Annotated in this window: 19 protein-coding genes; 12 read left to right on the top strand and 7 right to left on the bottom strand. The window is 65.3% G+C overall.

All coding sequences use genetic code 11. The features are described from left to right. Positions 1-106 precede the first annotated feature (106 nt). The 5 genes from XH92_RS30970 to XH92_RS30950 all read left to right on the top strand — a co-directional run bounded on the left by XH92_RS30970 (position 107) and on the right by XH92_RS30950 (position 4,909). Complete coding sequence (locus tag XH92_RS30970; protein ID WP_194455512.1) at positions 107-1,456, top strand: amidase; 1,350 nt, start codon at positions 107-109, stop codon at positions 1,454-1,456. Continuing rightward, the gene (locus XH92_RS30965) at positions 1,449-2,135 is read left to right on the top strand and encodes a DUF2848 domain-containing protein (RefSeq protein WP_194455511.1); all 687 of its coding nucleotides are present in this window, start codon (positions 1,449-1,451) and stop codon (positions 2,133-2,135) included. The genes XH92_RS30970 and XH92_RS30965 overlap by 8 nt, the downstream gene beginning before the upstream one ends. 122 nt (positions 2,136-2,257) lie before the next feature. After that, positions 2,258-3,001: a 2OG-Fe(II) oxygenase gene (locus XH92_RS30960; protein WP_194455510.1), complete on the top strand. Its 744-nt coding sequence runs from the start codon at positions 2,258-2,260 to the stop codon at positions 2,999-3,001. Positions 3,002-3,014: 13 nt separating this feature from the next. Further along, the gene (gene alkB / locus XH92_RS30955; RefSeq protein WP_194455509.1) at positions 3,015-3,668 is read left to right on the top strand and encodes a DNA oxidative demethylase AlkB; all 654 of its coding nucleotides are present in this window, start codon (positions 3,015-3,017) and stop codon (positions 3,666-3,668) included. Between the two features lie 26 nt (positions 3,669-3,694). Beyond that, positions 3,695-4,909, top strand: coding sequence for an MFS transporter (locus tag XH92_RS30950; RefSeq protein ID WP_194455508.1), 1,215 nt, complete (start codon positions 3,695-3,697; stop codon positions 4,907-4,909). Here the strand turns inward: XH92_RS30950 and XH92_RS30945 are convergent. From XH92_RS30945 to hpaH, 6 genes are all read right to left on the bottom strand, one after another. Then, entirely contained in the window at positions 4,906-6,534 is a 1,629-nt protein-coding gene (locus XH92_RS30945; RefSeq protein ID WP_194455507.1) for a thiamine pyrophosphate-dependent enzyme, read from the bottom strand. The two genes, XH92_RS30950 and XH92_RS30945, sit on opposite strands and share 4 nt — an antisense overlap. A 25-nt stretch (positions 6,535-6,559) precedes the next feature. Further along, complete coding sequence (locus XH92_RS30940; RefSeq protein ID WP_194455506.1) at positions 6,560-7,432, bottom strand: fumarylacetoacetate hydrolase family protein; 873 nt, start codon at positions 7,430-7,432, stop codon at positions 6,560-6,562. A gap of 166 nt (positions 7,433-7,598) precedes the next feature. After that, on the bottom strand, positions 7,599-8,582 hold the full coding sequence (gene hpaD, locus XH92_RS30935; RefSeq protein WP_194455505.1) for a 3,4-dihydroxyphenylacetate 2,3-dioxygenase: 984 nt from the start codon (positions 8,580-8,582) through the stop codon (positions 7,599-7,601). A gap of 108 nt (positions 8,583-8,690) precedes the next feature. Next, positions 8,691-10,235 carry a 5-carboxymethyl-2-hydroxymuconate semialdehyde dehydrogenase gene (gene hpaE, locus XH92_RS30930; RefSeq protein ID WP_194455504.1) on the bottom strand — a complete coding sequence of 515 codons (1,545 nt, stop codon included), beginning with the start codon at positions 10,233-10,235 and terminating at the stop codon, positions 8,691-8,693. Then, a complete protein-coding gene (locus XH92_RS30925; RefSeq protein WP_194455503.1) occupies positions 10,228-10,626 on the bottom strand; it encodes a 5-carboxymethyl-2-hydroxymuconate Delta-isomerase in 399 nt (132 codons plus the stop codon). The genes hpaE and XH92_RS30925 overlap by 8 nt, the downstream gene beginning before the upstream one ends. A gap of 21 nt (positions 10,627-10,647) precedes the next feature. Further along, entirely contained in the window at positions 10,648-11,454 is an 807-nt protein-coding gene (gene hpaH, locus XH92_RS30920) for a 2-oxo-hept-4-ene-1,7-dioate hydratase (protein ID WP_194455502.1), read from the bottom strand. Positions 11,455-11,564: 110 nt separating this feature from the next. Between hpaH and hpaR the strand changes: the two genes are divergently transcribed. Continuing rightward, the gene (gene hpaR, locus XH92_RS30915; protein ID WP_194455501.1) at positions 11,565-12,098 is read left to right on the top strand and encodes a homoprotocatechuate degradation operon regulator HpaR; all 534 of its coding nucleotides are present in this window, start codon (positions 11,565-11,567) and stop codon (positions 12,096-12,098) included. A gap of 25 nt (positions 12,099-12,123) precedes the next feature. On the opposite strand, the gene XH92_RS30910 is transcribed toward hpaR, so the two are convergent. Next, the gene (locus XH92_RS30910) at positions 12,124-13,119 is read right to left on the bottom strand and encodes a GntR family transcriptional regulator (protein WP_194455500.1); all 996 of its coding nucleotides are present in this window, start codon (positions 13,117-13,119) and stop codon (positions 12,124-12,126) included. A 289-nt stretch (positions 13,120-13,408) separates the two neighbouring features. Between XH92_RS30910 and XH92_RS30905 the strand changes: the two genes are divergently transcribed. The 6 genes from XH92_RS30905 (at position 13,409) to XH92_RS30880 (ending at position 19,960) form a co-directional block, all read left to right on the top strand. After that, positions 13,409-14,554, top strand: a complete 1,146-nt coding sequence (locus XH92_RS30905; RefSeq protein ID WP_194455499.1) for an ABC transporter substrate-binding protein — start codon at positions 13,409-13,411, stop codon at positions 14,552-14,554. Positions 14,555-14,626: 72 nt separating this feature from the next. Then, the gene (locus XH92_RS30900; RefSeq protein WP_029082157.1) at positions 14,627-15,502 is read left to right on the top strand and encodes a branched-chain amino acid ABC transporter permease; all 876 of its coding nucleotides are present in this window, start codon (positions 14,627-14,629) and stop codon (positions 15,500-15,502) included. Beyond that, positions 15,499-17,271, top strand: a complete 1,773-nt coding sequence (locus XH92_RS30895) for an ATP-binding cassette domain-containing protein (RefSeq protein WP_194455498.1) — start codon at positions 15,499-15,501, stop codon at positions 17,269-17,271. Before XH92_RS30900 ends, XH92_RS30895 begins: the two co-directional genes overlap by 4 nt. Then, entirely contained in the window at positions 17,271-17,999 is a 729-nt protein-coding gene (locus tag XH92_RS30890) for an ABC transporter ATP-binding protein (protein WP_194455497.1), read from the top strand. The genes XH92_RS30895 and XH92_RS30890 overlap by 1 nt, the downstream gene beginning before the upstream one ends. A 36-nt stretch (positions 18,000-18,035) precedes the next feature. Beyond that, a complete protein-coding gene (locus XH92_RS30885) occupies positions 18,036-19,121 on the top strand; it encodes a malate/lactate/ureidoglycolate dehydrogenase (RefSeq protein ID WP_194455496.1) in 1,086 nt (361 codons plus the stop codon). Positions 19,122-19,183: 62 nt separating this feature from the next. After that, the gene (locus XH92_RS30880; protein ID WP_194455495.1) at positions 19,184-19,960 is read left to right on the top strand and encodes an HpcH/HpaI aldolase/citrate lyase family protein; all 777 of its coding nucleotides are present in this window, start codon (positions 19,184-19,186) and stop codon (positions 19,958-19,960) included. Positions 19,961-20,021 lie beyond the last annotated feature (61 nt).

Below are 20,021 nucleotides of genomic sequence, written 5' to 3'. Positions count from 1 at the left end.
GCGCGCCGATCTGGAAATCGGCGCCGGTTCGCGCGACAATCAGCTGCAAGACCGTTTGAATTGCCAGCCGGCAAGCCGTGAAGTGCAAAGCCTTGAAGTGAGAGCCATGCCGAAAAATCCGACACTCGCCTCCCTTGCCGCCGATCTCGCCAGCGGCGCGACCTCCGCCCGCAAGCTCGTCGAGCAATGCATCGCCAAAATCGCCGATCCGGCGGGCGAGGGCCAGCGCACCTTCACCCGCGTCGACCGCGACGCTGCGCTGGAAGCCGCCGACGCCATGGACCACCTGCGCAGGGCCAACGCGGCACCGTCGCCCTTTGCCGGCATTCCGGTCTCGATCAAGGATCTGTTCGACATCAAGGGGCAGGTGACCCGCGCCGGCTCCCGCGCGCTGGAGGATTCCGCGCCGGCGGATGCCGATGCGCCGGCCGTGGCCCGGCTCAAGCGCGCCGGCTTCGTCGTGATCGGCCGCACCAACATGACCGAATTCGCCTATTCCGGCATCGGCATCAATCCGCATTACGGCACGCCGAAGAGCGCCTGGAACCGCAGCGTCGGCCATGTGCCCGGCGGTTCGTCCTCGGGCGCGGCGGTCTCGATCGCCGACGGCATGGCATTCGGCGCGCTCGGCACCGACACCGGAGGCTCCTGCCGGATTCCGGCCGCCTTCAACGGCATCGTCGGCTACAAGCCGACGCAGCGCCGGATTCCGCTCGACGGCGGCGTGCCGCTGTCGTTCACCCTGGACAGCTACGGCCCGCTGGCGAATTCGGTGGCCTGCTGCGCCGTGCTCGATGCGGTGCTGGCCGACGAGCCGGTGACGCCGCTCGCACCGCGTCCGGTCAAGGGCATGCGGCTCGCGGTGCCGACCACCGTCGTGCTCGACGACCTCGACGACGCGGTCGCAAAGACCTTTGAGCGCGCGCTGGCTTCGCTGTCGCGCGCCGGCGCGCTGATCGAGCGGATCGAGGTGCCGGAGCTGCTCGATGTCGGCGTGATGAACGCCAAGGGCGGGTTCTCAGCGGCCGAGAGCTACGCCTGGCACCGCTTCCTGCTGGCGAGCAAGGGCGACATCTACGATCCCCGCGTTGCGGTACGGATCCAGCGTGGCGAAGGCTTCCTGGCCGCCGACTATATCGACCTCATCAATGCGCGACGGTCGTTCATCGCCCGGACCGAGGCGCGGATCGCGCCCTACGACGCGCTGGTGCTGCCGACCACCGCGAACCTGCCGCCGAGCATCGCCAGCCTCGCCGATGACAAGGCGTTCGCCACGGAGAATTTGCGCGCGCTGCGCAATCCCTCGCTGATCAACGTGCTCGACGGCTGCGCCATTTCGCTGCCCGCGCATCGCGAGGGTGAGGCGCCGGTCGGCCTGATGCTCGCCGCCGCGGGCGGTTCGGATCGCCGCATCTTCGAGCTTGCGGCCGGAATGGAGACCGTCATCCGTGTTTGATCTCACCTTCAATGTCGATGACAAGGGCGTCGCGACGCCGCTCACGCTGGAAATCAAACAGGCCGTGATCGCCGGCTGGACCGGCCGCGATCCGGTTGCCCGCGACAAGCACATCGCCGAGCTCGAAGCGCTCGGCATCGCGCGGCCCGCGACCACGCCGATCTATTACCGCTGCTCGGCGCGCCGGCTCACCTTTGCCGACGCCATCGAAGTCTGCGGCGAGGATTCGAGCGGCGAGGTCGAGTTCGTGCTGATCGGCTGGCAGGGCCGCACCTTCGTCGGCTGCGGCTCCGACCATACCGACCGTAAGGTCGAGGGCTACAGCGTCACGGTGTCGAAGCAGATGTGCGACAAGCCGATGGCATCCGAGCTCTGGGAGCTGGAGGACGTCATCGATCACTGGGACCAGCTCATCCTGCGCTCCTGGGCCACAATCGGTGGCCAGCGCGTACTCTACCAGGAGGGCACGCTCGATCACATGCTGCCGGTGAAGGACCTGATCGCGCGCGGCTTCGACAAGGGCGAACTGCCGGACGGCTGCGCGATGTTCGGCGGCACCTTCGCGGCCAAGGGCGGCATCCGCCCGGCCAGCCGGTTCGAGTTCGAGCTGGAAGATCCGGTGCTGAAACGGAAGATCGACCACGGCTACGATGTGGTGACGATGCCGGTCAGGGGCTGATTGCTCGCCGCTCGTCGTCCCTGCTTTCGCAGGGACGACAGCGGAATTGGGGTGGCGTTCCCGGCAAATCTGGATCGGAAATCGGGTGGCGCCAACCGCGATCATGGGCCAGATTCCGCCCCATGACAGCAACAGCCAAAACCATCACCCGCCCGGCCACCGGCATCCCGGCCCGCGTCGATGCGCTCGACTGGGATCACATCACGACCGACCTCGACTGGCAGGGATGCGCCGTCCTCAACGGCTTATTGACGCCTGAGGAATGCGATGCCATCGCCGCGTTTTACCCCGACGACAGCCGGTTCCGCAGCAAGGTCGTGATGGGCCGCCATGGCTTCGGCCGCGGCGAGTACAAGTATTTCTCCTATCCGCTGCCGGACCTGATCGCGGAGCTGCGGCCGGCGCTGTATGCGCGGCTGATCGCGACCGCCAATCGCTGGAACCAGACGATGGGGATCGAGATCAGCTATCCGCCGTCGCACGCGGCATTCCTGAAGCGCTGCCATGATGCCGGGCAGACCCGGCCGACCCCGCTGCTGCTGAAATATGGCGAGGGCGACTTCAATTGTCTGCACCAGGACCTCTATGGCGAGCACGTGTTCCCGATCCAGGTCGCGATTCTGCTGTCGCAGCCGGGGCGCGATTTCACCGGCGGCGAGTTCGTGCTGACCGAGCAGCGGCCGCGGATGCAGTCGCGCCCCGAGGTGGTGCCGCTCACGAAGGGCGATGCAGTGGCCTTTGCCGTGCATCACCGTCCGGTGCAGGGGACACGCGGATCGTACCGTGTCAATCTGCGCCACGGCGTTAGCCGGATCAGATCCGGCCATCGCCACACCGTTGGCGTGATCTTCCACGACGCAAAGTGAGCGCGAGAGAGGCGTGGCCGCTGATCTGTTCGAGACCATTGGCGATGCAAGGCCGCCGCGCGAGCCGATCGCTGACGGCGCGGTGCTGTTGCGCGGCTTCGTCCGGCCGTTCGAGGCCGAACTGATCCCGGCATTGCGCATCATCGTCAAGCAGGCGCCGTTCCGGCATCTGATCACGCCGGGCGGACATCGCATGTCGGTCGCGATGACCAATTGCGGCAGCGTCGGCTGGGTCTCCGATCCCAGCGGCTATCGCTATGATCCGATCGATCCAGACTCGGGAGAGCCTTGGCCTGAAATGCCGGAGGTGTTGCGCAGGCTCGCCGCCGACGCCGCGGCCGCTGCCGGCTTCAACGGCTTCGCGCCGCAGGCCTGTCTGATCAACCGCTATGTGCCCGGCGCAAAACTGTCGCTGCATCAGGACAAGGATGAGCTCGATTACGGCGCACCGATCGTCTCGATCTCGCTCGGGCTGCCGGCGGTCTTCCTGTTCGGCGGTCTCAAGCGCAGCGATACGCCGCGCCGTTACCGGCTCGAGCATCGCGATGTTGCGGTGTGGGGCGGGCCGTCACGGTTATTTTATCACGGCGTCGCACCGCTCGCTGAGGGTGAGCATAGCGTGCTCGGCCGCCAGCGCATCAATTTGACCTTCCGCAAGGTGCGCTGAAGCGCCGGGTGGTCTAGACTTGGCGGATGACCATCAGGGCCGACCGCGCCGTCAACCGCACCGGCGTCTATCTCGCCGTGCTGCAGCTCGTGTTTACGTTGGGCTGGACCACCTACCTGATCTACCTGCCGAAGTTGTGCGCCGATGTCGGCATCGCGCCATCGACGGTCATCCTGATCCTGATGATGGATCAGGCCATCTTCACGATGTCAGACACCGCGATGGGCATGGCGGCCGACAGGGTCTCGATCCTGGTCGGCCGCCTCGGCGTGTTTGTCGGTATCCTCGCCGCGATCTCCTGCGTCGCCTTCGTCGCGCTGCCTTACGTCGCCGGCAACGGGCCGGGCGCAAAGGTCTGGCTGATCGTGCTGATCGTGATCTGGGCCGTGACATCGTCGGCGTTGCGCGCGCCGCCGCTGACATTGCTCGGCAAGTATCGCGCGCAACCGTCTGTCCCGTTCCTCGCGGCGCTGGCGATGCTGGGCTACGGCATCGCGGGCGCGGTCTCGCCCTATCTCGCCGTCGTGCTGCGCGACCATGATGCGCGGCTGCCGTTCGTGCTGTCCGGCGCAGTGCTGCTGCTGACCGCGCTGGCGTTCTCAGGGATCGAGCGCCGGGTCGCCGACGAGGTGCAGCCGGAGCGGCTCGCGCCACCGGCCAAACGTCTCGGCGCGGTGCCGATGTTCCTGATCGGATCGATGGTGCTGCTCTCGCTCGGCTATCAGCTGCATTTCAACATCAACAGCGCCCCGTTCTACTTGCGCTTTGCCAAATCAAATGAGCTGCAATGGCTGATGCCGGTGTTCTGGATCGGCTTCAACATTGCGATGTTTCCGGCGAGCATCGTCGTCAAGCATCGCGGCGGCCTGATCGTGATGGGCGCGGCGGGATTGCTCGGTGCCTTCGCCATCATCGCCGCGGAGATTGCGGGCAGCCTCAACGTCTTGATCGTGGCGCAGTTCATGGCGGGGGCGGCCTGGGGCTGCATGTTGATGAGCGCGGTATCCGCGGCGCTTGCGATCGGGGAGACCGGCGCGGAGGGCAAGGTCACGGGGCTCGTGTTCTCGGCGCTGGCGCTCGCGACCTTCGCGCGGATGGCAGCGGTGGCCGGCGGCCTGCAGAAGCTGCCGGACTATGCGCCGCTGGTGCACTGGGCGCCGGTCGCCTGCTGGTCGGTCGCCGGCGCCGGACTGCTGGTGATCGCCGCGTCGCGGCTGCAACGCAGCGTGAAAAGCGCCTAGTTGTTCCTCGCCGGATGGATGAATGCCCAGGGCGAGACTTCCGAATCCGTCGGCACTTCCACCGAGATCACGTAAGGCCCGCCGTCGGCCAGCGCCTTCTCCAGCACGGGACGGAAGTGATCGGGTGAGGTGATGCGCGCGGCGCCTGCGCCGAAGGACTCCGCGAGCTTCACGAAATCAGGGTTGACGAGGTCCGAGGCGACGACGCGGCCGTCAAATCGCTCGCGCTGGTCGCGGCGGACATTGCCATAGGCGTTGTTGTTGAACACCAGCGTCACCACGCCGATCTTGAACTGCACGGCAGTGGCGAGCTCCTGGACGCCGAACATGAAGCCGCCGTCGCCGGTGATCGCAACCACCGGCTTGTTCGGATTGGCGACCTTGGCGCCGAGCGCGGTCGGGAAGCCCGAGCCGAGCGTGCCCTGATAGCCCGAGGTGACGAAAGTGCGCGGCTCGTAGATCGGAAAGCCGTACCAGGAGGCGAAGCCCACCTGCGACAGCTCGTCAGTGACGATGGCGTTGGCCGGCAGCACCTCGCGCAGGATCTTCAGATAGGCCATCTGCGGCTGGATACGCTGGATCTCCTGCTCGGTCGCGGCCGTTGCCTCGCGGATCGCGGCGCGGCGGCCCGAGGTCTTGCTATATCCGGCCTTGCGGACCGCGGCGACGAGATCGGCGGTGCCGGCCTTGGCGTCCGCGATCACGCCGGCGTCGGCGGGCCAGCGGCGCAGCTCGACCGGATCGATGTCGATCCGTACGCATTTCAGGCCGGCAGGCTGGTAGGGCCAGCGCGACATCGTCGGCAGCTCCATGCGGGTGCCAATGCCGATCATCAAATCTGTTTTCGGCCACAGCTTGTAGGCCGCGGCCATCGTGAGCCCGAGCTCATGCGCGTTGGAGACGATGCCGCGGCCGCTGCGGAAGGCGACGACAGGCGCGTCGATCATCTCGGCCAGCTCGAGGATCTCCTCGCGGGCCTCGATGGCGCCGCTGCCGACGAAGATCATCGGCGCCTTGCTGCCGGCGATCAGCTCGGCGGCAGCCTTGATGCGATCAGGATCGGGCTGCGGCGCCGGCAACGGATCGAACGGCTTGACGGGGGTAACCTGGGTGCGCTGGGTAAAGACGTCCCACGGCATCTCCAGCGAGGCGGGGCCGCGCCTGCCGGACAGCATCTCCTGGAATGCGCGCGACACCATCGCGGGGGCGTTGTCGGGATATTCGACCCGGTCGGCCCATTTCACGAAGGTGCGCAAGGTCGCGAGCTGGTCCGGCATCTCGTGCAGATGGCCGCGGCCCTTGCCGAGGAATTGCGTCGGCACCTGGCCGGTCAGGCACAGCACCGGCTCGTTGCAGCCGAATGCGGTCAGCAGCGCCGCTGAGGCGTTGAGCACGCCGGGGCCGGGTACCACGCTGAACACGCCAGGCTTGCCCGAGGAGCGGGCATAGCCGAACGCCATGTAACCGCAGGCCTGTTCATGCCGGGCGCCAATCACCTTGAGCTGCGCCTGGTGGAGCGCATCGAACAGGCCATAGATCTGCGCCCCAGGCAGGCCGAATACGGTGTCGACGCCGTGTGCGACGAGGCCGTTGACGATCGCTTCGCCGCCGGATGTTGAGGTCATGGCACTGTCCACTTTGCTTGCGGGGTTAGCTGGCTTCGTCGACGACGCCGTTGCGCAGGATGCCGACGCCTTCGGCCTCGACCTCGACGACATCGCCGGGCTTCAGATAGCGCGGCGGATCGAACCGCGCACCTGCGCCGGTCGGAGTGCCCGTGACGATGATATCGCCGGGAACCAGCGTCGTGAAGGTCGAGATGTAGTTGATGAGGTAGCGGAAGCCGAAGATCAAGCGTGAGGTGCGGTCGTCCTGCCTGACTTCGCCGTTGACCCGCGTGGTCAGTCGGATGTCGGCGATCTGCGCTTCGCTGGTGTAGGGCACGATCCACGGGCCTAGACTGCCGGTGGAATCGAAGTTCTTGCCCTGGGTGACGTTGAACTTGGCGTGGCGCACCCAGTCGCGGATGGTGCCCTCGTTGCAGAGCGTGATCGCGGCGATGTGATCGAGCGCGGCGCTTTCGGCGATGTGCCGGCCGGCCTTGCCGATCACCAGCACCAGCTCGCCCTCATAGTCGAGCTGCGGCGAGATGCGCGGCCGCACCACCGGCGTCTCGTGGCCGACGAAGGAGCGCGGCACCCGCAGGAACATGCTGGGATATTTCGGCGCATCCGAGCCGTCCTTGTACTCGGCATTGCGGTCTGGATAGTTGACGCCGATGCAGATGATCTTGTCCGGCGCCGGGATAGGCGGCTGCCAGGTGACCGCGTCGAGCGCGTGGTCGGGCGCGCGTGTGGCCGCATCCTCCACGAGCCTCGTCAGCGCGCCAGCGGCGATCGCCTCGCGCAATGTCGGATAGTCCTTGGCGAAGCGCGAGGAGAGGTCGACGATGCCGGTGTCGGTGACGGCGCCGTAGCCGGTCGCGCCGTTGATGGAATAGGTGGCGAGGCGAGGGGCTGACATTAGCGATCCAATTCTTGATGTCGTCCCGGCCAAGCGAAGCGCGAGCCGGGACCCATAACCACAGGCCTCACATTATGGCACGCGGAGCGACGATCTTGGCAGCAACGGGGTTCTGTGGTGATGGGTCCCTGCTTTCGCAGGGACGACGAGTGGATGGAGGCGTGCACTAATCCGCGACCAGCACGTCGGCGACGAAGCGCGGCTCGCGCACCGCCTGGCCGGCGAAGGTCGAGCCTTCCTCGAACCAGGAGCGCGGCGCCGGCGCCCCCCACAGCGTCTGGCGGCGCGGATCGCGCAGCGACCAGCGCAGCGGCTCGTGGTCGTGATCGCCGGTGAAATAGTCGCTGGTGTAGAGCTCGATGCGGTGGCCGTCGGGATCGCGGATGTAGAGGAAGAAGGCGTTGGAGATGCCGTGTCGGCCCGGGCCGCGCTCGATATTCTTGAGGAAACCGGAAGAGGCCATCACGTCGCAGAGATGCACGATGTTCATCGCGGTCGGCACCCAATAGGCGATGTGGTGCAGGCGCGGGCCACGGCCGTTGGTGATGGCGAAGTCGTGGACATTGCCCTTGCGATGCATCCAGGCGGCGGCGATGCGCCCCTGGTCGCCGTCCTCCTCGGCATATTCGGTGAGGCGGAAACCGAGCCGGGCGTAGAAGTCGACGGTGTCCTGCACCTCGGCGGCGAACACATTAAAATGGTCGAGCCGCTGCGGATGGCAGCCCTTGTAGAGATCGTAGCGCCGCAACAGATGCGGGCGCTTCTCCATCGTGGCGTAGAGCTCGATCTGGAAGCCGAACGGATCGGTGAACTGCAGCGTGCGGCCCTGGAACGGCTGGTCGACGAAAGCGTAGGCGATGCCGTTCTCGGAGCAGAAGGCGGCTGCCTTGTCGAGGTCGCCGTCATTGCCGACCTTGAAGCCGAGCCGGTTGCAGGCGGCCTTCGCGGCCTTGCGCAGCACCACCGAGTGATGCTGGTGCTCCTCGCTGGCCCGCAGATAGACCGACTTGTCGTCGCGGTCCTCGATGTGGAGGCCGACGGTCTTTTCGTAGAAGGCGGCGCTCTTCTCCAGGTCCGTGACGTCGAGCACGGCATGGCTGCAGCGGATGATGTTGAACGGCGGATCGAAGACGTGTGTCGGAACGGGCATCGGTGTTTCCCCTCAATTTTGTTCGTCATTCCGGGGCTCGCGAAGCGAGAGCCCGGAATCTCGAGGTTCCGGGTTCGCCGCTACGCGCCGCCCCGGAACGACGTGCAATCAAATTCCCAGTTTCTGAATCTTGTGCGTCCCGCGCGCGAGCGAGACATGCTTGGTTTCCATGTAGAAGTCGAACGAGTAGTCGCCGCCGTCGCGGCCGATGCCGGAGGCTTTCATGCCGCCGAACGGGGTCGGCAGATGGCGGACGTTTTCCGAGTTGAGCCAGATCATGCCGGCTTCCAGTGCATCGGCGACGCGGAGCGCGCGGCCCATCTCGCCGGTCCAGACATAGCCGGTCAGGCCGTATTGCACGCCATTGGCGATCTCGATCGCCTCTTGCTCGTCCTTGAACGGGATCACGGTCAGGAACGGGCCGAACACCTCTTCCTGTGCGACGCGCATGGTCGCGTTGGCGCCGGTCACCAGCGTTGGCTGCACATAATGTCCGCCGCCGGGGCCGTCATGCGGCTTGCCACCGACCGCGATCGTCGCGCCGTCCTTCTGTGCGACCTCGAAATAGCTGCAGACCTTGGCCAGGTGCCGCTCGTGGATCAGCGGCCCGATCTCGGTTGCGGGATCGAGGGGGTGACCGACCTTGAGCGCCTTCACCCGAGCGGTCAGCTTCTCGATGAATTTGTCGGCGATACCTTGTTGAACCAGCAAGCGGCTTGACGACGTGCAGCGCTCGCCGTTGAGCGAGTAGATCATGAACACGACGGCGTCGAGCGCGCGGTCGAGGTCGGCGTCGTCGAACACGATCACCGGGTTCTTGCCGCCGAGCTCGAAATGCACCCGCTTCAGGGTCGGCGCGCCCTGCGCCATGATCGCGGAGCCCGTCGAGCTCTCGCCGACGAAGCCGATCGCCTTGATCGCGGGGTGCTCGGTCAGCGCCTTACCGGCGTCCTCGCCGAAGCCGTGCACGGTATTGAAGACCCCGTCGGGGATGCCGGCCTGTTTTGCGAGTTTGACCAGCAGATCGGCGGTTACCGGCGACCATTCCGCCGGCTTGTGCACCACTGTGCAACCGGCCGCGAGCGCCGGGGCGATCTTCCAGGTCGAGAGCATGAACGGCGTGTTCCACGGCGTGATCACGCCGACCGGGCCGATCGGCACGCGGGTCGAGATGTTCCAGTGCTCGTCCGAGGGCGTGTTGAGGCCGTCGCGGGCCTCGCCGCATTTGTCGGCGAAGAAGCGGAAATTCTCCGCGGCGCGGATCGCGGCCTTGGCCATGAAGCGGTGCGCCTGGCCGGTGTCGATGCATTCGAGCACGGCGATGTCGTCGGCGCGCTCCTCGATCGCGTCGGCCACGCGATGCAGCAGCTTGCGCCGCTGCGCCGCCGGCATGTCGCGCCAGGCCTTGAAGGCCTTGGACGCAGCGGTCGCGGCACGGTCGATATCCTCGGCGTTGCCGCGCGCGACAGTCGCCAGCACCGTGCCGTCAACAGGCGACTTCGTCTCAAAGGTCTGGCCGGAAGCCGCCGGCACGACCTTGCCGTCGATCACATGGCCGATGCCTTCGGCTTTCAATTTTGTCAGCAAAGGACCGGCGCGATCGCGGTTGGCCTGGAATACGTCGGCTGTGGATTTCGGGGTGGCTTTATCCATTGACCGTCTCCACCTTCAGTGCGTCGTGGATGTTGTTGCGTTTCCAGCTAGTCTCCTTGTCGTTGATCTGCATGTCGAACGACAGCGCGAACTTGGCTTTGGAGAATACCGGATCGAGATGGGCCGACAGCAACTTGAAGACGTGCTCGCCGGCCTTCTTGCGGGTGGCGAGGTCACGGCCTTCGCCGAGGCGGAGCACCATGTCGAGGAAGCCGTAATTCCTGCGGCCGTCGGCGATCGCGTAGTGCTCGCATCTGATGGCGCGGACCCGGATGCCGCCGAGCGGGAAGATGCCGGTCTCGACCGCAGCCTTGCGGACCAGCTCGACGGTCGCGCCCATGTCGACGAGATCGTCGAGATTGGCGGAGTATTCAATCGTGAAATGCGGCATGCAGCGCTCCTGCTAAGTGCGTCAGGCGAAGTAGCAGCTCACGGAACCGTAGGGTCCGTAGTCGGCCTGGATGGTGTCGCCCTTGCGGGTCTCGATCGGACGGATGAAGGAGCCTGCCAGCACGATTTGTCCGGCCTCCAGCGCCAGCCCGTTCGGGGCGATCTTGTTGGCGAGCCACGCGACCGCGGTCGCCGGATGATTCAACACGCCGGCGGCCAAACCGGTTTCCTCGAGCTGGCCGTTGCGGAAGCACAGCGCGCCGATCCAGCGCAGATCGGCTTCCAGCGGGCGGATCGGCCGGCCGCCGAGCACGATGCCGGCATTGGCGGCGTTGTCGGCGATGGTGTCGAAGATCTTGCGCGTCGCCTTGGTCTCGGGATCGACCCGCTCGACCCGCGTATCCAGGATCTCCAGCGCCGGCACCACGAAGTCGGTGGCGTTGAGCACGTCGAACAGCGTGCAGTTCGGCCCCGTGAGGCGATGCTTCATCACGAAGGCTAGCTCGGCCTCGACGCGGGTTGCGATGAAGCGGTCGGTCGGCACCAGGCCGCCATCGGCAAAGAACATGTCGTCGAGCAGGATGCCCGAGTCTGGCTCGTCGATATTGAGCGCGCTCTGCATTGCCTTCGAGGTCAGGCCGATCTTGTGTCCCTTGACGACGCGCCCCTGCGCCACCTTCATCTCGACCCAGGCCTTCTGAATCGCGTACGCGTCTTCGAGGGTAATACGGGGGTATTCCAGCGAGAGCTGGCGGATTTGCTTGCGGGTCTTTTCCGCACCGTCGAGCCGTTCGGCGGCAGCGCGGATATCGTCCTTGGAGAGGGCCATGCGTGCTACACAAAAGTGGATGTCGGGAGATGATTAACATGTTAAGTGAATTCCCGCAAACTGAATCAGGGCATGCTGCGGTGCAAAAGTTTGCGGCGGTGGATTAGGTCATGGCGCGCAAGAAATTGGACGAGATGCGATCCGGGGAAGGCGACGATGCGTCGGCGCGACGCACCCCGATGCGCGAATTTTCGCGCTCGCTGCCGATGTCGCTGCTCCGTGCGCGCGAGGCGGTGATGCGGCAATTCCGGCCGTCGCTGCGCAATCACGGCCTGACCGAGCAGCAGTGGCGGATCCTGCGCGCGCTCACTGCAGTCGACGAGATCGAGGTCACCGAGCTCGCCCGCGTGGCGTTTCTGCTCGGCCCGAGCCTCTCGCGTATCCTGCGCGATCTCGAGGCCCGCGCGTTAATCGAGCGCAAGGCGGCGGAGAACGACGGGCGGCGTGCAGTGGTTTCGATCTCGGCCAAGGGGTTGAAGCTGATCGAGGCGGTGGCACCGACGTCGGAAGCGATCTACGCCGAGATCACGCGGCGATATGGCGCGCGCAAGCTTGTGGAGCTTCACGAAATGCTGGGTATGCTGGAAGCCAGTCTCGCCGGAATGAACTCGGCCGATGATGCCGCGGTCGAGGCTGACGAGTAGCCGGGGCGTCGTACGGCGATCCCGCTCAGGCCATGTAGGGCACGCGCGAGATCACGTTGATGGCGCGGAATTCGGCGATCCAGCCGGCGACCTTGGAGTGAGACCATTCGATATGGCGGCGCAAGGTCGCGGCGGCCGCATCGCCGTCGCGGGCGCGCAATGCCTCGATGATCACCAGATGCTCGTCCATGAAGGAATCGATCTGCGGCGCGGTCAGTGCCACCTGGATGTGCTTGCCGATCACAAATGCGCAGTGGGTGCGCTTGAGGGCTTCGATCATCTCGCGATTGATGCCGTAACCCAGGCAGCGGATATGAAGATCGCCCTCGATCTCGTCGAGCTCGCCGACACCGACGCGCTCGCGGTACTCAATTCCCTCGCGCAGCCGCTCCGCCATGCGGTCGAGCAGCGCCGCCGGAATCCTTGCGGTGGCCGATTTCAACAGCAGTGGCTCGAGGGTTGCCCGCACCTCGAAGATGTCGCGGACCCGATCCTCGTCGAGTGGCACGACATACCAGTGCGCCTTGGCGCCTTTCTCAAGGATTCCGATCGCCTGCGCCCGTAGCAGCAAATTGCGCGCAACCGTGCGCCCGACCCGGAAGTGCCGCGCCAATGCGAGCTCGCTGACGCGGAAGCGTCCGAACAGCGACCGGTAAATGATCTCGCGTTCGAGCTTGTAATAGAGCGCATCCCAGGCGTCGCTGCGCACGGCCTCGACCGGGCCGTCGGTCAGCCCGAACATCTCCGGCGTGATCGGGACGCGCCGCGGTTCGACCTTGCGCTTGCCGGCGATGACGCCGCGCCCGTCGAACCGGCGCACTAGGCCGATGTGCTCGAGCTGTTCGAAGGCCTGCCGTACCGGCGAGCGGCTGGAGCCGAACAAGGTCGCGACCGCCGATTCGGAGAGAACCGTGCCGGGCGGCACGTTGCCGGCCCGAATGTGCCTCGCCAACGCGCTCTTGATCAGCGCGTAGGCCGGCTGTTTCCGTCTGGTCTGCGATTTCGCTCTTGGAATCGACATCGATGACTGCCCGCCGGTCACATTATCACGTGATCCCGTCATGGTCGCTGGTAGCAGGCATTTACACACCGTTGCCAGCGAACTTTTGACTATTGCGTGCAATGTGCAATCATGTTTAGCTAAGTCGAACGCCAGATCGATGGCCGCCGTCGCGCGTCTTGTGCGTTGCAGCGGCGCTCACGTTTGTTCGTCGCGCCGTTCGATGGTCGCTGATAGGTCAACAGATCGACGCGTCAGCTCGTCTCAACGCAGCCGACATGCAAGTTCGGCGCACCAAAGGGAGGATGGAATGAAACTGACGAGGCGTGAGTTTTCCGCCGGCTTGGCGGCAGGTCTCGCTGCTCCTGCGCTGATGCGCAGCGCCTGGGCGCAAGGGGCAACCATCAAGATCGGCATGTGCGTGCCGGTGACCGGACCCGCAGCGGAGCAGGGCCTGTGGGCCCAGAACGGCGCCAAGCTGGCGCTGGCTGCGGTCAACAAGGCCGGCGGCGTGCTCGGCAAGCAGGTCGAGCTCGTGATCGAGGACGACCAGACCACCAATCCGGGCATCGTGCTGGCGTTCTCCAAGCTCGCCGCACAATCCGACATCGTCGCCTTCCTCGGCTCTATCCGTTCGACCCAGGTGCAGGCGATGGCGCCCGACGTGATCAAGGTCGGCAAGCCTGTGATGATCGGCGGCACCAACCCCGACCTCACCCATTCCGGCAATCCCTGGCTGTTCCGCTTCCGCCCCAACGACAATTATTCCGGCCGCGTGATCGCCGATTTCGGCGTCAACACGCTCGGCAAGAAGAAATGGGCGATCGTCCATTCCACCGACGCCTTCGGCACCGCGGGCGGCAAGGCGCTCACCGAGGCGCTGACCAAGCTCGGTGCGCCGCCGGTGCTCGACCAGGGTTACGCCAACCAGAGCCAGGACTTCACCCCGGTCGTGCTCGCCGTGAAGCAGTCCGGCGCCGACGTGCTCGGTACCTACTTCACCTTCGAGAACGACCTCGGCATCTTCGCCAGGCAGCTGCGCCAGCTCGGCGTCAATATCCCGTGGGTCGGCTCGCCCTCGGTGGTGGCGGTGTCCTCGACCAAGCTCGCCGGTCCCGCGCTGTTCGGCACTTACGGGGTCGCCGACTTCGCCGAGGACTCGAGCGATGCCGCGAAGACGTTCGGCAAGGCCTATCGCGATGCCTACAAGACCGCGCCCGACAACCAGAGTGCCTGGCCCTATGACGCGATCACCATCCTGTCGGCGGCGATCAACAAGGCCGGCTCGACCGATCCGAACAAGATCCGCGACGCCATCCTGGCGACGCAGAAATTCGCCGGCGCCGAAGGCGAATACAATTTCGACAAGAACGGCGACGGCCTGCACGGCTACAATGTCGTGAAGAACGACAAGGGCAAGATCGTCTACGACAAGCACATCGACTTCAACGATTGATCGCGGATCGGCCTCGCCGCCGAACGCGGCGAGGCCGATCTTCTGCGTACACTGTTCTGATCGAGCGCTGTCATGGATCTGGTTCTTCAACTGCTGTTCACGGGAATCGGCATCGGCGCGGTCTACGCGCTGGTCGCGCTCGGTTTCGTGCTGATCTTCCGCGCCACCAACGTGGTGAATTTCGCGCAGGGCGAATTCTCGATGGTCGCCGCCTATCTGATGGTGGTGTTCTCGGTCGATCTCGGCTGGCCGTACTGGCTGTCGTTCCTGATCGCGCTCGCCGGCATGGCGCTGTTCGGCGTCATCTTCAATCTCGGCGTCTACTATCCGCTGCGCCACCGCACCTATCTGCCTGTCATCATCGCCACCATCGGCGCCTCGATCCTGCTGTCGAACTCGGTGCTCGCGATCTACGGTCCGCAGCCGCAGGTGCTCCAGGGCTGGTTCGATACGCCCGGCATCCAGCTCGGCCCGGTCTATCTCGACAGCCAGTATCTGTTGATCATCGGCGTCACGATCCTCTTGGTGCTGTTCAATTTCTGGTTCTTCGAGAAGACGCTGCTCGGCAAGAAGCTGCAGGCGACCTCGCAGGACAAGGAGATGGCCTCGCTGCTCGGCATTTCTGTCTCCACCATGATCATGATCACCTTCATCTATTCGGCCGTGCTCGGCGGACTCGCCGGCATCCTGGTGGCGCCGGTGCTGTTCGTCTCGATCCAGATGGGCTCGACGATTGCGTTGAAGGCGTTTGCCGCGACCATCATCGGCGGCTTCGGCGACGTCGCCGGCGCCATCGTCGGTGGCCTGGCGCTCGGCGTCATCGAGACGTTCGGAGCCGCCTACATCTCGGTGCCCTACAAGGACGGCTTTGCCTTCCTGGTGCTGATCGCTTTCCTGGTGTTCCGGCCGCAGGGCATCTTCGGCGAACGTGTCGCGGAGAAAGCATGAGCGCCAGCGACAACATGATCCCGGCGCCGGCCGTGCGCTCGAAGCCGCTGATCGTCCGGCATCTGCCGTATTTCCTCGGCGCCGCGGCGCTGGTGGCGCTCGCCGCCAGCATGCAGTTCGACGGTTACATCCTCAACATCCTGTTGCAGGCCACGACCTTCTCGATCGCGGTGTTCGGCTTGTCGGTCGTGCTCGGCCTGTGCGGCCAGATCAACCTGGCGCAAGCCGCGTTCTTCGGCTTCGGCGCCTACGCCGTCGGCCTCGGGACCGCGGACCTGCATTTGAACTTCTGGCTCTGCCTGGTTGGCGGCTGCGCGATCACGCTGGTCGCCGGCGCGTTTTTGGGCATGTCGACGCTGCGGCTCGGCGGGCACTACCTTGCCATGGTGACGATCTCGTTCCAGCAGATCGTGACGCTGGTGATGATCAATGCCATCGGCGTGACCCACGGACCCGACGGCGTCGCCAACATTCGCCGGCCCGAGCTGTTCCAGTCCTCGCAAAGCTATCTCGCCTTCTGCGTGGCGATGCTCGCGATCGTCGGCTATCTGGTCTGGCATCTGCCTGACACCAAGCTTGGCCGGGCGATGCGTGCCGTGCGCGACAACGAGCTTGCGGCCGGCGTCAACGGCATCGACGTGTTCCGCACCAAGGTCTACGCCTTTGCGGTGTGCGCCGTGCTCGGCGGCCTTGCGGGCGGCTTGTTCGCCGGCGGCTTCGCCTATGTCAGTCCGGACCAGTTCTCGTTTGCGGAATCCATTCAGTTCCTGACCATGTCGCTGCTCGGCGGCGTAGCCTCGCCGATCGGCTCGGCGATCGGCACCGGGCTCTTGATCCTGATCCCGGAATGGCTGCGCTTCCTGAAGAGCGTACCGGGGCTCTACCTTGCGATCTACGGCCTGTCGGTGATCCTGATCATCCGCTTCATGCCTGATGGCATCTGGGGCTTCGTGTCCGATGCCTTCACGCGCTGGCGCGCGCACACCAAGGCGCCGCCGGTTGCCGGAGCGCTCCAGCTCAAGCCCGCGACCGCAGGTGGCGACATCGTGCTTGAGGTGACCGGGCTCTCGAAGCATTTCGGCGGCCTGAAGGCGGTCGACGGCGTGGACATCGCGGTGAAGCGAGGCAGCGTGCATGCGTTGATCGGACCGAACGGCTCCGGCAAGACCACGACGCTGAACGTGCTGTCCGGTCTTTACAAGGCGACCGCGGGCAAGATCGTGCTCGACGGCACCGACATCACCAGCATGGCGCCGCATCAGCGCACGGCGGCGGGGCTCGGGCGCACTTTCCAGAACATCCGCCTGTTCCGGTCGATGACGGCGCTGGAGAATGTAGAGATCGGCGCGGAGCGCCCCGGCAACACCATGATCGGGAAGGGCGACGACGCGCTGACCGAGCGGGCGATGGAGGCGTTGACCTTTGTCGGCCTCGGCAACCGCGCCAACGAGCTGATCTCGAGCTTTTCCTACGGCCATCAGCGCCTGATCGAGATCGCGCGGGCGCTGGCGTCGAACCCGACGCTACTGCTGCTCGACGAGCCGGCCGCCGGTCTCAACTCGACCGAGAAGCTCGAGCTGCATGAGCTGCTGAAGCGCATCGCAGCGCAAGGACTTACGATCCTGATCATCGATCATGACATGACGCTGGTCTCGGAAGCCGCCCAGCACATCACCGTGCTGAACTTCGGACGCCGCATCGCGGACGGCGAGTCGATGGCGGTGCTGCGTCATCCCGACGTCGTCTCCGCCTATCTCGGGAGCGAATGATGCCGCTGCTCGAAATCCGCAATCTCGTGGTCCGTTACGGCGAGATCGAGGCGCTGCGCGGCATCACCATCGCCGTGGAGCAGGGCCAGGTGGTCACGTTGCTCGGCGCCAACGGCGCCGGTAAGTCGACCACGCTGCGTGCGATCAGTGGCCTCGCCAAGCCCGCCTCCGGCGACATCCTGTTCGATGGTCATTCGATCGCGGGCCTCGGGCCGGAAGCGATCGTGCGGCTCGGCATCTCGCATGTGCCGGAAGGCCGCCGCGTGTTTCCGGGCCTCACCGTGAAAGAGAACATCATGCTCGGCGCGTCGAACCGGAAGGTCGGAGCGTCGCAGATCTCGCGCGAGGCCGACGCGATGTTCGACCTGTTCCCGGATATCCGCGCGTTCTCCAATGCGCTCGGCTGGACGCTGTCGGGCGGCCAGTTGCAGATGGTCGCGGTGGCGCGTGGGCTGATGGCCAAGCCGCGGCTGTTGCTGCTCGACGAGCCGTCGCTTGGGCTCGCGCCTGTGATCGTGCAGGCGGTGTTCCGCATCATTTCGCAGATCAGGAAGGACACCACTGTCTTACTCGTCGAGCAAAATGCGCGCATGGGACTCTCGGTCGCCGATCACGGTTTTGTTCTCGAAACCGGGCGGATCGTGCTTGGCGGCAAGCCCGACGAATTGTGGGGCAATGAAGCCATCGCCGCGGCCTATCTCGGCGGCCACGCCAAAACCCACGCCTGACAACGTTCCGTGCCTTATCGAGCGAGCTAGTTTTTCATGGTCACCATCAAGGTCGATAACCTCATCAACTTCGTGTCCGAGGTGTTTTCGCATTCGGAGTCCTCTCCGGACGAGGCGAAGCGCATCGCGACCTATTTGACGACCGCAAACCTCACCGGGCATGACAGCCACGGCGTGATCCGCGTGCCGGTCTATGTCAGGTGGAAGAAGATGGGCTCGATCGTGCCGAACCAGACCCCCGAGGTCGTTGTCGACACGCCGTCGCTCGCGGTGGTCGACGGCAAGTTCGGCTATGGCCAGACCGTCACGCCGGTCGCGGTGAAGCTCGGCATCGAGAAGTGCAAGAAGGCGGGGCTCGCCGCGGTCGCACTGCGCAACTCCGGCCATCTCGGCCGCGTCGGCGACTGGGCCGAAATGGCTGCTGCCGAAGGCCTCGTTTCCATTCATTTCGTGACCGCGGCGGGCTCGCTCCTGGTGGCGCCTTACGGCGGCGTCGAGAAGCGGCTGTCGACGGCGCCGTATTGCGTCGGCATTCCGCGCCAGGGCCAGGATCCGATCGTGCTCGATTTCGCGACCTCCGTCGTTGCCGAGGGCAAGTGCCTGGTGGCAAGCCGAGGCGGCAAGAAGCTGCCGCACGGAGCGCTGGTTGATGCCGACGGCACGCTGAGCGAGGATCCGCATGTGCTGTACGGCCCGTACACGCCCGACGGGCCGCGCGACCACACCAAGGGAACCGGCGCGATCCGCGCCTTCGGCGATCACAAGGGTTCGGGCCTCGCCTTCATCTGCGAGCTGCTCGGCGGCGCGCTGACCGGCACCGGCGCGACGTCGTCGGATCGCCGTTTCGCCAACGGCATGATGGCGTTCTACATCGATCCCAAGGTGATCGACACCAGCAACTTCTTCGACGGCGAAATCACCCGCTACACCGATTTCATCCGCGCCACCAAGCCGATCGCGGGCACGGAGTCCGTGCTGGTTCCGGGCGATCCCGAGCGGAAGACCCGCGCCGATCGCACCAAAAATGGCATCCCCTTGCCTGACGACACCTGGGCGGCGATAGTGAATACTGCGCGCGAAGTCGGCGTCAGCGAAGTCTCGATCCAGCGGGCGACCAGCTGAGGTCCGCCCTCCAAGAAAACCTTCAAGAAAACCTTCAAGAAACACAAAAGGAAACGTGATCAATGGCAAACAAGGTCAAACAGGTCTGGGCATCCGGCAAGGCGGTGGTGAACGCGTGGCTCGCGATCCCCTCCGGGTTCTCGGCCGAAGTGATCGCGCAGTGCGGCTTCGACAGCGTCACCGTCGACATGCAGCATGGCGTGCAGGACTATCAGTCGATGGTGCAGTGCTTCCAGTCGATGCATGCCCATCCGGTGACGCCGATGGTCCGCGTGCCCTGGAATGAGCCCGGCATCATCGGCAAGGTGCTCGACGGCGGCGCCTATGGCGTGATCTGCCCGATGGTCAACACGCCGCAGGAAGCCAAGAACCTCGTTTCCTACGCGAAATATCCGCCGAAGGGCGTGCGCTCCAACGGCCCGATCCGCGCCGGCATGTACGGCTCGGCCGGCACCTACCAGCAGACTGCGAATGACGAGATCGTCCTGCTGCCGATGATGGAGACCAGGACCGCGGTCGAGAACATGGAAGCGATCCTCGATGTCGAAGGCATCGACGGCGTCTACATCGGTCCGTCCGATCTCGGCTTCTCCTATGGTCTGGTGCCGAAGCTCGATCGCGACGAGCCGGAGATCCTCAAGATCTACGAGAAGATCATCAAGGAATGCGGCAAGCGCGGCCTCAACCCCGGCATCCACTGCTCCGGCGCCGATGGCGCGGTGCGCGCGATCAACATGGGCTTCAAGCTCGTGACGCTGTCGAACGAGGTCGGCCTGATGCAGGTCTACGCCAAGATGCAGGTCAATGCGACCCGCGAGAAGTCCGGCGGCAAGGCGTAAATCTGTCCGTGATGTTCGCTCTGCTCCCTCGCCCCGAGTTTGCGGGGAGAGGGCTGGGGTG

The organism is Bradyrhizobium sp. CCBAU 53421 (assembly GCF_015291625.1).
GTDB lineage: Bacteria > Pseudomonadota > Alphaproteobacteria > Rhizobiales > Xanthobacteraceae > Bradyrhizobium.
The sequence above is the reverse complement of the archived record's forward strand: the minus strand, read 5'-3'. Positions and strand labels throughout refer to the sequence as shown.